This window comes from Mesorhizobium sp. CO1-1-11 (assembly GCF_020164995.1).
Taxonomy (GTDB): domain Bacteria; phylum Pseudomonadota; class Alphaproteobacteria; order Rhizobiales; family Rhizobiaceae; genus Mesorhizobium; species Mesorhizobium australicum.
The window spans coordinates 184,349-202,014 of sequence record NZ_JAIUHE010000014.1; the positions used below are offsets into that span (position 1 = coordinate 184,349).

The 17,666-nt window shown below is 62.8% G+C and carries 13 protein-coding genes and 1 tRNA gene; 3 read left to right on the forward strand and 11 right to left on the reverse strand.

Annotated features, from left to right (window positions below; all coding sequences use genetic code 11):
• Nucleotides 1–4 precede the first annotated feature (4 nt).
• The 6 genes from LB554_RS18585 to LB554_RS18610 form a co-directional block, all read right to left on the reverse strand.
• The gene (locus LB554_RS18585) at nucleotides 5–1,375 is read right to left on the reverse strand and encodes an alpha-glucosidase/alpha-galactosidase (protein ID WP_140614685.1); all 1,371 of its coding nucleotides are present in this window, start codon (nucleotides 1,373–1,375) and stop codon (nucleotides 5–7) included.
• A 19-nt stretch (nucleotides 1,376–1,394) separates the two neighbouring features.
• Entirely contained in the window at nucleotides 1,395–3,062 is a 1,668-nt protein-coding gene (locus LB554_RS18590) for an ABC transporter ATP-binding protein (protein WP_224586108.1), read from the reverse strand.
• A gap of 10 nt (nucleotides 3,063–3,072) precedes the next feature.
• Complete coding sequence (locus LB554_RS18595; RefSeq protein WP_224586110.1) at nucleotides 3,073–4,209, reverse strand: ABC transporter permease; 1,137 nt, start codon at nucleotides 4,207–4,209, stop codon at nucleotides 3,073–3,075.
• A complete protein-coding gene (locus LB554_RS18600) occupies nucleotides 4,210–5,217 on the reverse strand; it encodes an ABC transporter permease (protein ID WP_224586111.1) in 1,008 nt (335 codons plus the stop codon). It abuts the gene before it with no gap.
• Nucleotides 5,218–5,351: 134 nt separating this feature from the next.
• Nucleotides 5,352–7,433: an ABC transporter substrate-binding protein gene (locus tag LB554_RS18605; protein ID WP_224586113.1), complete on the reverse strand. Its 2,082-nt coding sequence runs from the start codon at nucleotides 7,431–7,433 to the stop codon at nucleotides 5,352–5,354.
• 103 nt (nucleotides 7,434–7,536) lie between these two features.
• Entirely contained in the window at nucleotides 7,537–9,003 is a 1,467-nt protein-coding gene (locus tag LB554_RS18610) for an alpha-glucosidase/alpha-galactosidase (RefSeq protein ID WP_224586115.1), read from the reverse strand.
• A 249-nt stretch (nucleotides 9,004–9,252) separates the two neighbouring features.
• Between LB554_RS18610 and LB554_RS18615 the strand changes: the two genes are divergently transcribed.
• Nucleotides 9,253–10,128 carry an AraC family transcriptional regulator gene (locus LB554_RS18615; protein ID WP_140821283.1) on the forward strand — a complete coding sequence of 292 codons (876 nt, stop codon included), beginning with the start codon at nucleotides 9,253–9,255 and terminating at the stop codon, nucleotides 10,126–10,128.
• Nucleotides 10,129–10,145: 17 nt separating this feature from the next.
• Here the strand turns inward: LB554_RS18615 and LB554_RS18620 are convergent, their stop codons facing one another.
• From LB554_RS18620 to LB554_RS18640, 5 genes are all read right to left on the reverse strand, one after another.
• Nucleotides 10,146–12,173 carry an aldo/keto reductase gene (locus LB554_RS18620; protein ID WP_224586117.1) on the reverse strand — a complete coding sequence of 676 codons (2,028 nt, stop codon included), beginning with the start codon at nucleotides 12,171–12,173 and terminating at the stop codon, nucleotides 10,146–10,148.
• A 36-nt stretch (nucleotides 12,174–12,209) separates the two neighbouring features.
• A complete protein-coding gene (locus LB554_RS18625; protein WP_224586120.1) occupies nucleotides 12,210–13,289 on the reverse strand; it encodes an ABC transporter ATP-binding protein in 1,080 nt (359 codons plus the stop codon).
• An 8-nt stretch (nucleotides 13,290–13,297) separates the two neighbouring features.
• Nucleotides 13,298–14,134 carry a carbohydrate ABC transporter permease gene (locus tag LB554_RS18630; protein WP_224586122.1) on the reverse strand — a complete coding sequence of 279 codons (837 nt, stop codon included), beginning with the start codon at nucleotides 14,132–14,134 and terminating at the stop codon, nucleotides 13,298–13,300.
• The gene (locus LB554_RS18635) at nucleotides 14,131–14,991 is read right to left on the reverse strand and encodes a carbohydrate ABC transporter permease (RefSeq protein WP_015316252.1); all 861 of its coding nucleotides are present in this window, start codon (nucleotides 14,989–14,991) and stop codon (nucleotides 14,131–14,133) included. The genes LB554_RS18630 and LB554_RS18635 overlap by 4 nt, the downstream gene beginning before the upstream one ends.
• 94 nt (nucleotides 14,992–15,085) lie before the next feature.
• Nucleotides 15,086–16,357 carry an ABC transporter substrate-binding protein gene (locus tag LB554_RS18640; protein ID WP_140660714.1) on the reverse strand — a complete coding sequence of 424 codons (1,272 nt, stop codon included), beginning with the start codon at nucleotides 16,355–16,357 and terminating at the stop codon, nucleotides 15,086–15,088.
• Nucleotides 16,358–16,461: 104 nt separating this feature from the next.
• On the opposite strand from LB554_RS18640, the gene LB554_RS18645 reads away from it, so the two are divergent.
• Nucleotides 16,462–17,334, forward strand: coding sequence for a helix-turn-helix domain-containing protein (locus LB554_RS18645; RefSeq protein ID WP_140614694.1), 873 nt, complete (start codon nucleotides 16,462–16,464; stop codon nucleotides 17,332–17,334).
• Between the two features lie 172 nt (nucleotides 17,335–17,506).
• Nucleotides 17,507–17,582, forward strand: a tRNA-Phe gene (locus LB554_RS18650).
• The last annotated feature ends 84 nt before the right edge of the window (nucleotides 17,583–17,666 follow it).

The window sequence follows — 17,666 nt, forward strand, 5'->3', positions numbered from 1 at the left end:
CCGGTCAGGCGGCTTCGTTCTTGCGTTTGACGCGCGCCCAGGCCGGCAGCCAGTCGCCATGTGCGGCCAGGAGATCGTCGACCAGTGACCAGATCTGGTCGAGATCGAGCTCGGCCGCGGTGTGCGGATCCATCATCGCCGCGTGATAGATGTGGTCGCGGTTTTCGCTCATCAGCGCCCGCACCGTCAGTTCCTGCACGTTGATGTTGGTGCGGATCAGCGCCGTCAATTGGGGCGGCAGGTCGCCTATATAGGTCGGCTGGATGCCGGACGCATCGACCAGGCACGGCACTTCGGCGGCGCAATCACGCGGCAGCGAGGTGATGCAGCCATTGTTGCGCACATTGCCGTAGATGACCGACGGTTCGCCGGTCCAGACCGAATTCATGATCGAGGAGGCATATTCCTTCGACTCTTCGACCTCGATGCGCTGGGCCGAGCGGTAGGCCTGCGCCTGGTCCTTCCAACGCTCGATCTGCTCGACGCAGCGCTTGGGGTATTCATCGAGCGGAATGCCGTATTTCTCGATCAAATCGGGACGGCCGTCCTTGATGAAATAGGGCGTGTATTCGGCGAAATGCTCCGAGCTCTCGGTGACGAAATAGCCCAGCCGCGTCAGCATCTCATAGCGCACCTTGTTCGGACAGCGCGGATTCCAGCCGGGTTTGGGCGCGCGGCCTTCGCGATAGGCACGCACGAGATCGGGATAGAGGTCGCGATAGGATCCATCCGGCTGGCGATGCTCGAACTGCAGGTAGAAAGCCATGTGGTTGATGCCGGCCGAGCGGTAGCGGATCTCGTCATAGGGAAGGTCGAGATCGTGTGCCAGTTCCATCGCCGTACCTTGCACCGAGTGGCACAGCCCGACCTGCCTGATCTCGGGATATTTCTCCGAGATCGCCCAGGTGTTGATCGCCATCGGGTTGACATATTGCAGCATGATGGCCCGCGGGCAGACGGCAAGCATGTCCTCGCAGATCTTCCACAGATGCGGCACGGTCCTGAGGCCGCGCATGATGCCGCCGACGCCGAGCGTATCGGCGATGGTCTGGCGCAGGCCATATGTCTTCGGCACCTCGAAATCCGTGACGGTGCAGGGCTCATAGCCGCCGATCTGGAAGGCGACGACGACGAAATCGGCGTCCGCCAGCGCCTTGCGCTGGTCCGTGTAGGTCTCGGCCATCGCCTTGACGCCGAGTGTGGCGATCAGTTTGTTGACGACGACGGCGCTTTCTTCCAGCCGCTGCGGATTGATGTCCATCAGCGCGATCGTGGCGCCCGAAAGTGCCGGGCGCTGCAGCACGTCGCCGACGATGTTCTTCATGAACACCGTCGAGCCGGCGCCTATGAAAGTGATCCTGGGATGTCTTGCCACGTTAACCTCCGGCATATGTTCAGGCCACGTCGAAAGCGGCCCTGACGAGCCGTTCGGTGTAGGCGGTCTTGGGATTGGTGAGGACCTGGTCGACGGGTCCCTGCTCGACGATCTTGCCGTGCTGCATGACGATGACGCGGTGGCAGAGCGCCCGCACCACCTTGAGGTCGTGCGAGATGAAGAGATAGCTCAGGCCGCGCTCGTCCTGCAGCTTGCGTAGCAGGTCGATGATCTGCGCCTGGACGGAGAGATCCAGCGCCGATGTCGCCTCGTCGAGCAGGATGAATTCGGGTTCGAGCGCGATGGCCCGGGCGATGGCGATGCGCTGCCGCTGGCCACCGGAAAATTCATGCGGAAACCGCGACAGGATATCGCCCGGGATGCCCGCGCTGACCAGCGCCTCGCGCACCCGCTCGACCCGCTCGCGCCGTGTTGCGCCAATGCTGTTGACGACCAGCCCTTCCTCGATGATCTGGCCGATCGTCATGCGCGGGTTGAGCGAGGAGAACGGGTCCTGGAAGACGATCTGCATGCGCGACCGCAGCGGCCGCATCTGCGCTCGCGACAGGCCATGGATCGGCTGGCCATCGAAGCGGATCTCACCGCGTTGCGCGTCGGTCAGCCGGAGCAGCGCCTGGCCGAACGTGGTCTTGCCGGAGCCGGATTCGCCGACCAGCCCAAGCGTCTCATGGCGGCAAAGCTTGAGGTCGAGGTCGTCGACCGCGACCAGTTCACGCCAGTCCGGCTTCAAGAACGTGCCGTGGCGCAGCATGAAGCAGACGCGCACGCCATTCGCTTCGAGGATGGTGCCAGAGCCCGCGGGCAACGGTTGCGGCCGTCCTCTTGGTTCGGAAGCAAGCAATCGCCTGGTGTAGGGATGCCGCGGATCGGCGAACAAGCGTTCAGTGACGTTGTGCTCGCACATTTCGCCATGCTGCATCACATAGACGTAGTCGGAAAACTTGCGCACCACGGTGAGGTCGTGGGTGATCAGGATCACCGCCATCCGCAGCTCTTTCTGCAGATTGCGGATCAGGTTGAGGATCTGCGCCTGGACCGTGACGTCGAGCGCGGTCGTCGGCTCATCGGCGATCAACACGTCGGGATCGTTGGCGAGCGCCATGGCGATCATCACGCGCTGCCGTTGCCCACCCGAGAGCTGGTGCGGATATTGCTTGAGCCGCGCCTCGGGCTCGGGAATCTGCACATGCCGCAGCAGTTCGAGAGCGCGCGCCCAGGCTTGTTTGCGGCTCACCTTGCGATGCACCCGGATCGCTTCGACGATCTGGCTGCCGACCGTGTAAATCGGGTTGAGCGAGCTCATCGGCTCCTGGAAGATCATCGAGATGCGATTGCCGCGCAACTTGCGCCGGGCGCTCTCGGGGAATTTCAGAATGTCCTGTCCGTCATAGCAGACGCTCGATTTCGGTGACACGGTTGCGCGGCGCGACAGCAGGCCCATGACGGTGCGCGCCGTCACCGACTTGCCGGAACCGGATTCGCCGACGATCGCGATCGTCTCGCCGCGATAGAGCTGGAACGAGATGTCCTTGACCGCCTCGACGGTACCGTGCTCGACCTTGAAGGCGACCTCGATGTTGCGGGCGTCGATGACGGGCTCTCCCTGGCGCCCATCATGGTCGAGGCGAAAGGCTGGTGCGAAGGGCTCGGCGAGTACGACGGTCATTCCTGTCCCCTCAATACGGATCGACGGCATCGCGCAGGCCGTCGCCGAGCGCGTTGAAGGCGAAGACGGTGACCAGCACGAAACCGACCGGCGACAGTATCCAGGGATAGGTACCGATGACGGAATAGGTCGCGGTGTCCTGAAGCATCAGCCCCCAGGAGATCAGCGGCGGCTTGACGGCAAAACCGAGGAAACCGAGGAAGGATTCGAGCAGCACCACCGTCGGGATCGCCAGCGTCACGGCGACGATCACGTGGCTCATCACATTGGGGAAGATGTGCTGCAGGATGATACGCCGGTCTGTCGCGCCGACCGCCATGGCGGCGCGCACATATTCGATGCGCGCCAGCGCCAGTGTCTTGCCGCGCACCTCGCGCGACATCTGCGCCCAGCCCAACGCCGACATGACGATGATGACAAAGCCGAGGAACACATTGGTCGGGGCGGTGACAGGGATCAGCGTCGTCAACGCCAGATAGAGCGGCAGTTGCGGGAAGGCGAGCACCAGTTCGACGAAGCGCTGCATCCAGACGTCGAACCGGCCGCCGAAATAACCCGACACCATGCCCACCGCGGTGCCGATGACCGTGATGATGAAGACCACCGTCAGCGCGATCATGAGCGAGACGCGCGAGCCATGGATGGCGCGCGACAGCACATCCCGGCCGAATTTGTCGGTGCCGAGGAAATGCACCGGCTGGCCGTCCGTCGAGGCGAACAAGTGCCGGTTCGCCGGGATCAGCCCGAAGAGCTTGTAAGGCGCGCCCTCGACGAAGAAGCCGAGCAGTCGCGGGTGATCGTAGTCGGGGCCGACGATGGGCTGGAAGGTCACCGGATCGAGATCGGCCGAATCGGCCAGCGCGTAGACCCTCGGCCGCGCGACGAAATTGCCGTCCTTGTCGTGGAAGGACGGCAGCTGCGGCGGGGCGAAGCCGACATCGGTCGCCTTCGGATCCATCGGCGCCAGGAATTCGGCGAACACGGCCATCACCAGCAGCAGCACGACCAGCCAAAGCCCAGCCATCCCGGTCCAGGAGCGCTTCAGCCGGCGCCAGACAAGCGCCATGTAGCTCTCATTGCCGCGTGCGGGCGCTACTGTGGCTCGCTCGGCCGGCAGTGGCGGTGGTGAAGGCTCTCGCGCCAGCATCTAGCCCTCCCCGAACTGGCGCACGCGCGGATCGAGCAGGACGAGCAGCATGTCGGCGATGATGTTGCCGACGATCAGCGTCGCCGACAGCACCATCATGAAGGTGGCTGTGACATAGACGTCGCCGACCGCCATCGAACCGACGATCGCCGGACCGACGGTCGGCAGCGCGAAGATGATCGCCGTCTCGATCTCGCCGGTGAGCATGTATGGCAGCACCACGCCCTGGTACATGACGAGCGGATGCAAGGCATTGGGCACGGCGTGGCGCATGACGACGGCGCTGCCCGTCAGGCCCTTGGCCTTGGCTGTCTCGACATATTGCGCGTTGAGCGTGTCGAGCAGATTGCCGCGCATGACGCGCATATTGTAGGCGAGGCCGCCGAAGGTGGCGATCGCCACCACCGGCCAGACATGCTTGACCAGGTCGACGAATTTGGCCCACGACCATGGCGCGCCGCCATATTGCGGTGAGAAGAATGAGCCGATCTCCGACACGTTGAACTGGAAGACCAGGAGATAGACGATGATCAGCGCCATCAGGAAGCGCGGCACCGTCATGCCGAGGAAGGCGATGGCCGACAGCGTGGAATCGGTCCAGGTGTATTGCCGGGTCGCGGCCCATATGCCGAAAGTGATGCCGAGCACCGAGGCGAGCAGATGGCAGACCAGCGCGAGCAGCAGCGTGCGCGGTAGGCGCTCGCCGACAACCTCGGCCACCGGCTTGTTGTAATAGAGGCTGTAGCCGAAATCGCCGCGGGTGACGATGCCGCCGATCCAGTTGAGATACTGGACGGGCAGCGGCTTATCGAGGCCGTGTTCGACGCGGTAGGCCTGGGCCTGCGCGTCGGCCTCCGCGAAGGAGGCTCCGCCCTGGTTGATCAGCTGCGAGCGGATGTAATCGGCATAATCGCCAGGCGGCGCCTGGATTATGGCAAAGGTGACGAGGCTCAAAATAGCGAGAACCGGGATTGCCGACGCTATGCGCGTGAGCAGGAATCGCAGCATGGACGGTCCGCTTCCTCATCTCGCCGGACGCTCCCCTGGAGGGGCGTTCGGAGGGTTGGTTTGTCCCGGGCGCGCCAGCGACGCGGCCGGGTGTCTCTCAGTCAGGGAGGGTAAACTTGCATCGGCCCTTAAACTTACATCGGGCCCTTGTCTCCAGGCTTGCCGGGAAGCTCTTCGGGGAACAATTCGTATTTCGCCTGTTTGTCGGCCGCGACGAAGACCCGTTCGCGGATGATCGAATCCTCCGCCCAGTTAAACATGAAGATCGGCGTGCCCTGCGGGATGTTGGAGAAGCGCTTGTTGACGATCAAGGCGCCGGGATATTCCGTCAGGCCGACATTGTAGACGTGCTCGGTCGAGACTTTCTGGAAGTCCCGCATCAGACTGGCGCGCTGGTTGTTATCCGCCGACGAGACGAACTTGTTGACGATGTCGACGAGGTCCTTCTCGAAAGGCATCAGGTCGACCTCGCCGCTTTCCGGCGCGCGGTGATCCCAGCTGGTCTTGGGGCCGACCGGAGCGAGCTGCACGGTGTTCTGCACCACGGAGGTCAGCTCCTGCTCATTGCGCCGGATCAGCCAGTCGAAGCGGCCCGAATATTGCGTGGCATCGCGCTGGGTGCCGTTAAGCCCGTTGAGCACGATCCGGAGGCCAAGCTTCTCCATCTGCGCGACCACGCCTTCGGCGAGGCTCTTGTCGGTCGTGTAGTCGTTGTTGACCAGCATCACGATTTCGACGTTCTTGCCGTCGGCGGTACCGGCCGGGAAGTTGACGATGCCGTCACCGTCTGTGTCCTTCAGACCGGCCTTGGCGAGTTCGGCCTTGGCGCCCTCGAGGTCGAATGGATAGTAGACGGTGGACTTGCGGTCATAGAAGCTGGTGCCCGAGGAGAGGCCGCCTGGATAGATCGCGGTGAACGGCCCCTTGACGAGGGAATCGCCCAACGCCTTGCGGTCAAGCGCCATGGTGACGGCCTTGCGGAAATCCTCGTTGCGGTTCAGTTCGCGGATCGCCTGGCCGCGCTCGTCCGGATTGCCCCAGCCATTGGCGGAGAAGTTCAGGCGCAGATTGTAGCCGATCAGCCGCGGGCCGAAGGCAAGGCGCGCCGGCGCGTTCGCCTCCGCCGCGCGCTTCAGCGAGGCGACGAAGTTTTCCGGCTGCTCGAGGTTGGAGAAGTCGCCGGCGCCGGCGACCGCCTGAACGTCGCGGTCGGCCCAGGTCGACAGTTTGTAATGCAGCTCGTTGAGATAGGGCAGCTGGTTGCCCTTCTCGTCCACCTTCCAATAGTAGGGATTGCGGCGCATGACGATGATGTCGTCGGCCCGATATTCGACCGGCACCCAGGCGCCCATGACAGGCATGTTCATATATTCCGGCGGGAAGGCGTTCTTGAACTGGTCGTAGGTGTTCTTCGAATATTTCGGGTGCTGCGGCTTCAAGATATGCGCGGGACCGGGGCAGAAGGTGCCATAGGCCATTGCGTAGAGGTGCTGTTTCGGGAAGGCGTCCTTGAAGGTCCACTCGACGGTGTAGTCGTCGATCTTCTTCAGCGTCGTGCCGACGCCGAAGGTTTCCTGGGTGGCGCCATTGAGCGGCGAGACGTTGGGATCCATGACCTCGTCGTCCCAGTAGAACATGACGTCGTCGGCGTTGAATGGCACGCCGTCCGACCATTTGGCGCCTTCGACGAGATGCATGGTCAGCTTGTGGCCATCGGCTGACCAATCCCAGCTTTTGGCGAGATTGGGCAGCGGCTCGGTGTCCTTCGCCTCGACCTGGAACAGCGGCGCGGTGCGCGTCAGGCACTCGGAAAGGCCGATGTCGATGCCGCCCCACCCTTGGGTCTGGCCGGCGCCGTAGTTCCAGCCTTCGGGCCTTCCGCCGATGACATGGCGCATCGTATCGCCGTAGACGCCGACGCCGTCCGGCATGTTGGCGGTCTTGAAGACAAGCGGCTCTTTCGGCAGCCGATCTTTCACCGGCGGCAGCTTGCCGGCCTTGACGTATTTTTCCGTGACCCAATCGGGCTCGTGATAGTCGGGCAGCGCCTTGAACTCTAGGATGGAGTCGCGCGGCACGTACTTGATCTTGCCCTCGGCCGGAAACGTCGCCGGAACCGGTGGGACGGTCGGCTCGGAAGCGAAAGCGTTGAGCGCCGGAACGGAGACGCTCAGCGCCAGTCCGGCGGCAATGCCAATGCTGCGTAGGTTCCTCATTGTCTCCTCCCTCGTATTCAGACGTTTGCTGCTGCTCGTATTTGGCCTGGACGGCAGGCTGCGGTGGATCCGCCTCCCGTGGATCCGCCGCCGCGCCCGGTTCTCAGACGGCCTGTTTCAGCGCGGCCTTTTCGGCGCGCAGTTCCTCGATCGAGCGCACGCTTCGCCGCGCGGCACCGGCCCATTCCCGCGTCTTGACCGTGGATTTCGACAGCCTCTCCTTCGCTGCCGGAACCGCATGGGCATATTGCGGCAGCCATTGCGCCTGGGCGACGACCATTTCGTCGACCATCTGCCAGACCTCCTCCGGCGTCGACACCGCGCCGACCAGCGGATCATGCAGCACGGCAAGCTTCAGAAGATCGATGTCGCCAGATATGGCCGCGTGGACCGACATGCGCTGGACGTTGATCGAGGCCATGCAAGTAGCGGCACAGGCTTCCGGCAACGTGATGCCGGCGGCCATGTTGATGCCGAAACGATCGACGAAACCGGGTGACTCGATGATGGCGTCCCGTGGCAGATTGGTGATCACGCCGTCATTCCTGACGTTGAAGTGGCCACGATAGACGCGGTTGGTTTCCAGCGCCTCCAATATGTGGCTTGCATGCTCGTTCGAGCGCTTTGAAGCGTCCATCGGTTTCGACGCCGCTTCGAGGAATTGCGGATATTCGGTCTCGAACCAGTTGCGGGTTTCCGTGGAATAGCGGAGATAGCCGCCGGTCTCGCCATGGATCCAGTCGGACATGTCGATCCAGCGCGTGATCTCGTCGGGGCGCTTGCGGTACCAAGGCAGATATTCGGAGAGATGGCCGTTGCTTTCGGTCGAATAGACGCCGAAGCGCTTCAGCACATCGATGCGCAGCTTTTCCTGCTGGGAATAGACCGGATGTGCCTCGAAGGCGGCAATTAGCTCATCCCTGTCGATCTTGCGGCCGTTCAGCCGCAAATCGATGAACCAGGTCTGGTGGTTGATGCCGGAACAGACATAGTCGAGTTCTCGCAGCGATTTCGCGCCCAGCACCTCGGCGATCTGTTCGGCTCCGTGCTGGACGCCATGGCAGAGACCGACCGTGTCGACCTTGCCGTATTCGATCGCCGCCCAGGTGTTCATCGCCATCGGGTTGGCATAGTTGAGGAATTTGGCGTTGGTATCGGCGACTTCGCGGATGTCCTTGCAGAAATCCAGGATCACCGGAATGTTGCGCTGACCGTAGAGAATACCGCCGGCGCAGATCGTGTCGCCGACGCATTGGTCGATGCCGTATCTCAAGGGAATGCGGATATCATCGGCATAGGCTTCGAGGCCGCCGACCCGCACGCAGCTGATGATGTAGCGCGCGCCCTCGAGCGCCTTGCGGCGGTCGGTCGTCGCGGTCACCCTCGTTGGCAGATTGTTTGCCTCGACAATTCTGTCGAGGATCGCCTTGATCATCGCGAGATTGTGCTCGCTGACGTCGGTCAGCGCGAATTCAATGTCCTTGAATTCCGGCACGCACAATATGTCGGTGAACAGCTTCTTCGTGAAACCGACGCTGCCGGCGCCGATAATAGCGATTTTGAAACTCATCACCTTCACCTCGGTCCAATCGAATGCTAGGCAAGGAGCAGCAAGGGAAGAAAGATGGCCACACGCCTTTTGGGCGCATGCCATTCAAGCCGGAATCCGGCTTTTCTCTCCTCCCGCCCGCTCCTCGTTCGCGGGCTATTCGCGTTCGTCGAGGCGTGATTATGCGCTTATTCGCGGGCGCGACCAGAGAAGGATTATGCTTTCAGGGGTAATTTTGTGCTGCGGGATTTGATCGCCAACGGAGAGTCGATGCGGACCGTCTCGCTGCCGCGCGGCCGCCAGCGCCTGCATGCCATGCCGACGAGCACGGGCTATGAGGTGCGCGAGGACGTGACCTATGACTGGGACGGGCGAAAGCGCGGTCAGACACCGTTCACCGTCCTGCAGCATACGATCGGCGGTACCGGCCGGTTGCGCTACGAAAACCGCGATTACCGCCTGCAGACGAACGATACGCTGCTGGTGCTGGTGCCGCACAACCACCGCTACTGGCTGGCCAGGGGCGAGCGCTGGGAATATTTCTGGATCTCGATGAACGGTGAGGAAGCGTTGCGCGTCCACAAGTCGATCCTCGACGTGTCGGGACCGGTCTTTCGGCTACAGCCGGCGACGATCGATCATCTCGCCGATTGCAGTCTGCGTCTTATCAAAGGGGCCGCTTCTCCAGGCGCTGCTTCGGCCATCGCCTACGAGGCGGCGATGGCGCTCTACGACGATGTGTTCGGCTCGCACGCCTTTGCCGAAAAACAGAGTGCCATGCAGCCGGTCATCGATCATATCAACGCCAATCTCGACAAAGCCCTGCCGGTGGCGGACCTGGTCCAGATCAGCGGGCTGAGCCGGGCTCATTTTTCGCGCTGCTTCGCCGAAAGCGAAGGCCTGCCGCCCGCCGAGTTCGTGCTGCAGCAGCGGCTGCAGCGGGCGGCGAAATTGCTGACCAAGGCGGATTTCCTGCCGGTGAAGGAAGTGGCAATTCTATGCGGTTTCGAGGATGCGAATTATTTTTCGAAGGTTTTTCGCCGCCTCTACGGCACGACGCCCAGCCAGTTCCGCACCACCGGCATGTATGCCAGCTTGCGAACGCCGGCCAGGCGCGGCGCCAGGGTGTCGGACGACGAGACCTGATGCCGCTTGAGACCTAATCAGGCCGCGTGCAGGCTGCCGCCGTCCAGCCACTCGAGTTCGGCTGGCGAAAGCGCGATGTCCAGCGCCCGCAGGCTGTCGTCCAGTTCGCCCAGCGTGCGCGGCCCGATCAACGGGACCGATGGGAAAGGCTGGTTGAGGACATAGGCCAGCGCAATATGGATCGGGCTCTTGCGCAGCCTGGCGGCGAGTTCGATCGCCCGGTCGCGGCGGCCGAAATTGCGCTCGGAGTACCAGACCCGCACCAGTTCCTCGCTGTCCAGCCTGTCGCGCCCGGCGCGGTCGGTGAAGAAGCCGCGTCCCTGGCTCGACCAGGCGAAATTCGGCATCTGCCTGGATGTCAGCCAGGCTTTCCAGTCGTCGGTGGAGGAGGTGATGCAGCCGGCCCAGATCGGCTCCAGCATTTCGGCCAGCGAAAAATTGTTGGAGAGCGCGCCGGGCTTCTGCTTGCCAGTGCGCTCGGCATAGGCAATGGCCTCGTCCATGCGCTGCATCGTCCAGTTGGAGCCGCCGAAGGGACCGCGAATACGCCCGGCCTTGACCTCCGCGTCCATGGCGTCGACGAACTCGCCGACCGGCACGTCCGGATTGTCGCGATGCATGAAATAGATGTCGACATGGTCGGTCTGCAGGCGGTCGAGCGACTGGGCAAGCTGCTTTGCGATCACGTCGGGATAGCAGAGCGGCGAGTGCGCGCCTTTGGCGATGATCACCGACTGCTCGCGCACGCCACGGTTTCTCAGCCATTGGCCGAGCAGCGTCTCGGTGTAGCCGCCGCCATAGACGTAGCCGGTGTCGAACAGATTGCCGCCAGCCTCGAAAAAGGCATCGAGCAGGATCGACCCGGAGGAGAAGGTGCGGAAATCCTCGAAGCCGAGCGCCACCACGGAGGTCGGTTTCGGCAGGCCCGGAATGGTGCGCTTGCCTATCGCGGTGCCGCCGGGCCGCAGAGGTCGGCCGGAGATGGTGTTGGTGCGCAGCGAGGCCTTCTCGATCTCGTACTCCAGCCCCACCGCCGCGCGCCATCTGTCTAGCACGCGCAAGGTGCCGAGGCTGTCGGCCCAGCCCATCCCCGGCCAGGCGAATTCCTGTCGCCCGGCGCGGATCGCCTCGCCGGCGGCATCGACCTCGAAGGAATAGACATGGCGCTTCTCGTTGACGCTGATGGTCTCTTGCGCGCCGTCGGCGCCGATCACGTCGATCCGGCCGAGGCCGACATCGCGGTCGCCGCCGGCGAACCAGAAGTCCGGCACCTCGATGCGGCCCTTGGTGCCGAAGATGCGCAGCACGTTGTCCTGGTTCAGCGAGATACTGCAGGAAACCTCGGCGACGATGCCACCGGGGAAATGCAGGACAGCGGAGGCCCATTCGTCGACGCCGGACTGGCCAAGGTGGGCGGCGCCCACCACCTTGTCGGGTTCGGCGAATGGCTCTCCCGCGGCAGCGCCGGCAATGAGGCGCACCATCGACACGGGATAGCCGCCGACGTCGAGGATGCCGCCGCCGGCGAGGTCGTTGGCGTAGAGCCGGTGCTCCGGCATGAAATCAGGCATGGCGAAGCCGAAGCTCGACTTGATCATCCTGATCTCGCCGATGACGCCGGACTTGACCAGGCCCACCAGTTGCTGCGTCTGCGGATGCAGCCGGTACATGAAGGCTTCGCCGAGAAAGGTGCCGGCCTTGCGCGCCGCATGCATAATGGCGTCGGCCTCGAAGGCGGTCAGCCCGAGCGGCTTTTCGCAAAGCACATGTTTTCCGGCTTCCGCCGCCCGGATCGCCCATTGCGCGTGGCCGGAATGCGGCACCGCGATATAGATCGCGTCGATTTCCGGATCGGCGAGAAGAGCGTCATAACCGTCGAGGATGCGGGCGCCGGGAAAGCTCTCGGCCAGACCCGGCTTGCCGGGGTTACGCGCGCCGATGGCGACCAGTTTCCCGGTGCGCGAACCGGCGACGCCGCCGGCAAAGGCCTTGGCAATGCCGCCCGGCCCAAGAATCCCCCAGCGAATGGGCGTTGATGCAGTCATGTCATTCTCCTTGCGGGCTTGGAAAGGGGCGGCCGGTCAGCGCAGCCGCAGCCCCTTTTCGTCGAACAGGTAGGATTTGCGGATGGAAACGGTGACCTCCGAGGTGTCGGGAATCTTTGCCGCGTCGCGCTGGATCACCACATCCTCGCCATGGGCCGTTCGGGCATAGAGGAAGCTCGTGCCGCCCAAATGCTCGACCACGTCGATGGCGGCGGTCAGGTCGGCGTCTCCTTCACCGGCGCTGCCAAAATGTTCCGGCCGCACGCCGACGATGACTTTGCTACCCAGTTCGGGCCCTGCGCATTTCAACGGTTGCGTGATGCGGGTCTTCTCCTCGCCGGCCAGCTCGACCACGACCCCTTTTTCATCACGCCCGACAATATGGGCCTTGATGAAATTCATCTTCGGCGAACCGACAAAGCCGGCCACGAACATATTGTCGGGATCGTCATAGAGCTCCAGCGGCCTGCCGATCTGCTCGATATGGCCGGCGCGCAGCACGACGATCCGGTCGGCCAGCGTCATCGCCTCGGTCTGGTCGTGGGTGACATAGACCATGGTGGCGCCGAGTTCCTTGTGCAGCCTTGAAATCTCGACCCGCATTTGGACACGCAGTTCGGCATCGAGATTGGAGAGCGGCTCGTCAAACAGGAACACTTGCGGCTCGCGCACGATGGCGCGGCCGATGGCGACACGCTGGCGCTGGCCACCGGAAAGTTTCTTCGGACGGCGGTCCATCAATTCGCTGATGCGCAGGATCTCGGCCGCGCGCTTCACCCGCCGCTCGGTGTCGGCCTTGGGGTTGCCGGTCATGCGCAGCCCGAAGGAGAGGTTCTGCTCGACGCTCATATGCGGATAGAGCGCGTAGGACTGGAACACCATGGCGATGCCGCGGTCGGCCGGCTCGACATCGTTGACCACCTTGCCGCCGATGGCGATCTCGCCGCCGCTGATGTCCTCCAGCCCGGCGATCATCCTGAGCAGCGTGGACTTGCCGCAGCCCGACGGGCCGACGAAGACGACAAACTCGCCATCGGCGATGTCGATGTTGGCACCGTGGACAACTTCGAACGCGCCGAAGCGCTTGGCGACATCGGTGAGCGTGACGGTTGCCATTCTGCCCCTTACTTGACCGCGCCGGCGGCGATGCCGGCGATGAAATGACGCTGCAGGAGCACGAAGACGACGAGCATCGGCACGGTCAGCATGACCGCGCCCGCCATGATGCCGCCCCACGACACTTTGGTCAGGCCGATCAGCGTGCCGAGCGCCACGGGTGCTGTCATCGAGCCCGGCTGGCTGTTGATCAGAAGTGGCCACAGATAGTTGTTCCAGGAGGCGAGGAACAGGATGATGCAGAGCGCCGCCAGCATCGGCCGCGCCAGCGGCAGGGCAATGAAGACGAAGATCCGCCACTCCTTGACGCCCTCGACGCGGGCGGCATCGAACAGATCGTCCGGCATCATCGAAAAACTCTGGCGCATGAACAGCACGCCCAGCGAATTGAACAGCGGCGGCACGATCAGCGCCACCCAGGTGTTGGCAAGCTTGAAGTCGCGCGCCACCATGATGAATTGCGGGATCAGCACCACCGCATAGGGCAGCGTGATGGTGCCCAGGATGATGGCCACGACCACGCTTTTACCGAAGAACTGGTAGCGGGCCAGCGCCCAGCCGGCCATCGAGGTCAACAGCACCGACAAGACGGTGTAGGTCACCGCCACACAAACGGAGATGACGATGGCGCCGACGAAGTCTGTGTCGCGCTTCAGATTGTTGAAATTGTCGACGAAATTGCCGCGCGGCAGCAGTTCGATGCCCGGGCTGAATATGCCATTGTCGGGCATGGTCGAGAACACCACCATCATCCACAGCGGAAACAACCAGATCAGCGCCAGCGGCGTCAGGAAGAGGTGCAGTGCGATGCTTCGTTTCAGTCTTGCCGATGAGAGCGAACTCATTTCGGTTCCCTCGTCAGCCATAGCTGCACCAGCGTGATGGCGATCGCCAGCCCGGCCATGGTGTAGGCGACGGCAGAGGCATAGCCGAAATTGAGCGAGCGGAAGCCCTGGCGGTAAAGCAGCAGACCGAGCGTCTCGGTGCCGCCGCCCGGCCCGCCGCGCTCGGTGATCAGGAACGGCTCGGTGAACAATTGCATGGTGCCGATGATCGACAGCACCGCGCAGAAGACGATGACCGGCTTCAACAGCGGCAGGGTGATGTAGAAGAATTGCTTGAGCTTGCTCACCCGGTCGAGCGTCGCTGCCTCGTAGACATCCTCGGGAATGGACTGCATGCCGGCCAGCAGGATGATGGCGTTGTAGCCGGCCCAGCGCCAGGTGACCGCGATCATGATCAGAGCCATGGCCGGCGTGACATTGGAAAACCAGTCGACCTTGGGCAGGCCGATGCTGTTCAGCAGCTTGTTGACGATCCCGAAATCGAGGCTGAACATCAGCCGGAACACCGCCGAATAAGCGACCTCGCCGACCACCACCGGGGCGAAGAAGGCGAAGCGGTAGAGGCCGCGCGCCTTGAGCAGCGGCGAATTCAGAAGCACCGCCATCACCATGGCCAGCGCGATCATCACCGGAACCTGAATGACGAGGATGAGCAGCGTGTTCTTCAGCGCGTTGAAGAAGGCGGGGTCGCCGACCAGCCGGCCCCAGTTGAAACCGGGCGCGAAGCGCCACGGCACGGTGCGCGTCGCCTGGAACGAGATCAGGAACGAGGAGATGATCGGCCACACCCAGAAGATGGCGAAGATCAGGAGATAGGGCGTAAGGAAGCGATAGGCCGTGGCATTGCGGGCGCGCATCTTTTGTCCTCCTTCATCCCTGGTGTTGAAAGCAAGCGTGCAAGCGGCGGGTCCAGGACGACATAGCTGCCGTCCCGGACCCCGTCCTGGGAGTTCAGGACTTGACAGGCAGCCCAGTCGCCGAGGCGATCTGGCTGGCGGCATCGTCGAGTGCCGCCTTGGCGTCGGGATATCCGCCAGCGAGGTATTTGGTCTGCACGGCGCGCACGATGATCTCGGCATCGCTCTGGAACTGCGTGCCGCGGCTCGGAACGACCTTGGGCAAGGTGCCCAGAATATCCTTCCACACCGCTTGGCCGCCCCAGTAGGGCTGGCCCTGGCTGACGTAAGGGTCGTTCAGGGCCGAGACCAGTGATGGGACGAGGCCGAACTCCTTCAGCATGGTGATCTGGCCTTCATTGGTGCCGAGCGTGTATTTCAAATACTCGTACGCCGCTTCCTTGTTCTTCGACGCCGAGGTGATGGCGAGCGACGAGCCGCCGAGATTGGCGGCATGCGGCCCGTCCGCGGTCAGGCTTGGCATCAGGTAGACGCCCCATTTGCCGTTTTCGCCGGCCGATTCGGTGCGGATGGTGCCTTCGTACCAGCCGCCATAGACCTGGGTGGCGACGGTTCCGGCGGTGTTGTTGGTGATCTTGGTGCCCCAATCGGCCGACGAGACGATGCCCGCGTCCTTCATCTCCTTGACCTTGGTCATGGCGTCGACGCATTTGGGCTGGTTGACCGTGATCGACTGGCCGTCCTCGGCGAAATAGGCGCAGCCCTGTTCGTTGGAGATCATGCGGAAGAATTCACTGTCGCCGTTGAAATCGGCATTGGTCATCGAGACCCCTGGATTGGCGGCCTGGATCTTCTTGCCGGCGGCGATGAAATCGTCCCAGGTCTTGATCGATGCCGGGTCGACGCCGGCCTTTTCATAGAAGTCGCGGCGATAGAAGGCGGCGACCGGGCCGGAATCCCACGGCATGGCATAGGCCTTGTCGCCGACTTCGAGTTCGGTACGCTTGAAATCGGGGAATTTCTTCTGGTCTTCCGCCGTGTAGCCCAACGTGTGCAGGTCGACGAAACAGTCGGGGAACTGGCTCCAGTAATTCTCGGCCTCGCCGTTCTCGATGGTCACGATATCGGGCAGGCCGACGCCGCCGGCCGCGCATCCGGCGATCGACTTGTCATAGGTCGGCTGGTTGCCGAGATCCTGGACCGTGACCTTGATGTCGGGATGGACCTTGTTGAAACCGGCAACCGTTGCCTTCAGCGACGAGGCGGCGATGTTCCAGCTCCAGATGGTGATTTCGCCGGATTGCGCGAAGGCCGGGGCTGAGCCCAAGGCAAGCGCGAGCGCGGCGCAGGACAGTGTGATGCGCATTGAAATCCTCCCATTTCATTTGCTCTCTCTGCGAGCCTGGCTAGACTAGGCACCGGCAAAGGCCTGTCCCCGACAAAGGGAATACGAAATTGGCGGAAAGTAAGATGCCCGAACGGCCGTTTTACCAGCCTGGTGCCAGCAGCGTGGAAGGCCTGCCGCTGCTGTTGCAGATGTTCCACACCAATCCGCTGGTGATGCTGAAACCGCATTGGCATGCCCAGGTCGAGGTGAATTTCATCGTCCGCGGCTCCGTCCACTACCGCATGAACGAGCACGAAATCTCGCTCTCGGCCGGCGAGATGTGCCTGTTCTGGGGCGGCCTGCCGCACCAGATGGACGATTTGAGCGACGACGCCGTCTATGCTGGCGCGCACCTGCCGCTGGTGCATTTCTTCCGGCTGCACCTGCCGGCGGACATACGCCACCGGCTGATGACGGGTGCGACGCTGGTGACAAGCGCCACCGATCAATCCGACAATGACAATTTCGCCCGCTGGAACCGCTACGCCCGTTCGGGCGATCCGGCCAAGACCGAGCATGCCGTCAACGAACTCCTGCTGCGGCTGGAGCGGGTGCGGTTCGAGCCCTATCGGCTGGTGCCGGAAAACGCCGCCGGGCAGGAGGCGGGCAGTCCCTTCGACCAGCAGTCCTCACGCAATGTCGGGCGCATGTGCGATTTCATCGCCGAAAATTTCCTCTACGACATCGATTGCATGAACATAGCGGCCGCCGCCGATATCCACCCCAAATACGCCATGAGCCTGTTCAAGAAATCAACCGGCATGACGCTCAACGAATACGTCAACCTGTTGCGGCTGAGCTACGCGCAGGCGCTGTTGATGCATCAGGACGCCAATGTGCTGCGGGTCGCCATGGACTCGGGCTTCGGCTCGCTCAGCGCCTTCAACAAATCCTTCCGCAAGCTGGCCGGCATGACCCCATCCGACTTCCGCAAGGGGCTGCCAAGCGCCAGATAGGCGGGCGCACGGCATGGAAACCGACCCATCGGGCGACATTTCTTTTCCTGCGGGAAATCCACATCTGGGCGCTGGACAGGCCGGATTCCCATGCTATAACCCACGCGCTTTCAAGGGGCGCCCACGGTGCCTTCATGAAATCCGGAGCGCGAGTTTTCGTTAGCCGGAACAGGCCCAGATAGCTCAGTTGGTAGAGCAGCGGACTGAAAATCCGCGTGTCGGTGGTTCGAATCCGCCTCTGGGCACCATCATTTTAAGGTCCGTTCCGGACACATAGGTTACGGTTTATACCGGAGACATGGGTAACACTTTTGGCCCGAAGGGGTTTTGGA

What these genes read in the sequence shown, in the direction of transcription:
- LB554_RS18615 (WP_140821283.1), top strand. Translation starts at nt 9,253, where the DNA reads ATGCGGACCGTCTCGCTGCCGCGCGGCCGCCAGCGCCTGCATGCCATG.
- LB554_RS18605 (WP_224586113.1), bottom strand. Translation starts at nt 7,433, where the DNA reads ATGAGGAACCTACGCAGCATTGGCATTGCCGCCGGACTGGCGCTGAGC.
- LB554_RS18590 (WP_224586108.1), bottom strand. Translation starts at nt 3,062, where the DNA reads ATGACCGTCGTACTCGCCGAGCCCTTCGCACCAGCCTTTCGCCTCGAC.
- LB554_RS18600 (WP_224586111.1), bottom strand. Translation starts at nt 5,217, where the DNA reads ATGCTGCGATTCCTGCTCACGCGCATAGCGTCGGCAATCCCGGTTCTC.
- LB554_RS18625 (WP_224586120.1), bottom strand. Translation starts at nt 13,289, where the DNA reads ATGGCAACCGTCACGCTCACCGATGTCGCCAAGCGCTTCGGCGCGTTC.
- LB554_RS18595 (WP_224586110.1), bottom strand. Translation starts at nt 4,209, where the DNA reads ATGCTGGCGCGAGAGCCTTCACCACCGCCACTGCCGGCCGAGCGAGCC.
- LB554_RS18640 (WP_140660714.1), bottom strand. Translation starts at nt 16,357, where the DNA reads ATGCGCATCACACTGTCCTGCGCCGCGCTCGCGCTTGCCTTGGGCTCA.
- LB554_RS18610 (WP_224586115.1), bottom strand. Translation starts at nt 9,003, where the DNA reads ATGAGTTTCAAAATCGCTATTATCGGCGCCGGCAGCGTCGGTTTCACG.
- LB554_RS18620 (WP_224586117.1), bottom strand. Translation starts at nt 12,173, where the DNA reads ATGACTGCATCAACGCCCATTCGCTGGGGGATTCTTGGGCCGGGCGGC.
- LB554_RS18630 (WP_224586122.1), bottom strand. Translation starts at nt 14,134, where the DNA reads ATGAGTTCGCTCTCATCGGCAAGACTGAAACGAAGCATCGCACTGCAC.
- LB554_RS18635 (WP_015316252.1), bottom strand. Translation starts at nt 14,991, where the DNA reads ATGCGCGCCCGCAATGCCACGGCCTATCGCTTCCTTACGCCCTATCTC.
- LB554_RS18645 (WP_140614694.1), top strand. Translation starts at nt 16,462, where the DNA reads ATGCCCGAACGGCCGTTTTACCAGCCTGGTGCCAGCAGCGTGGAAGGC.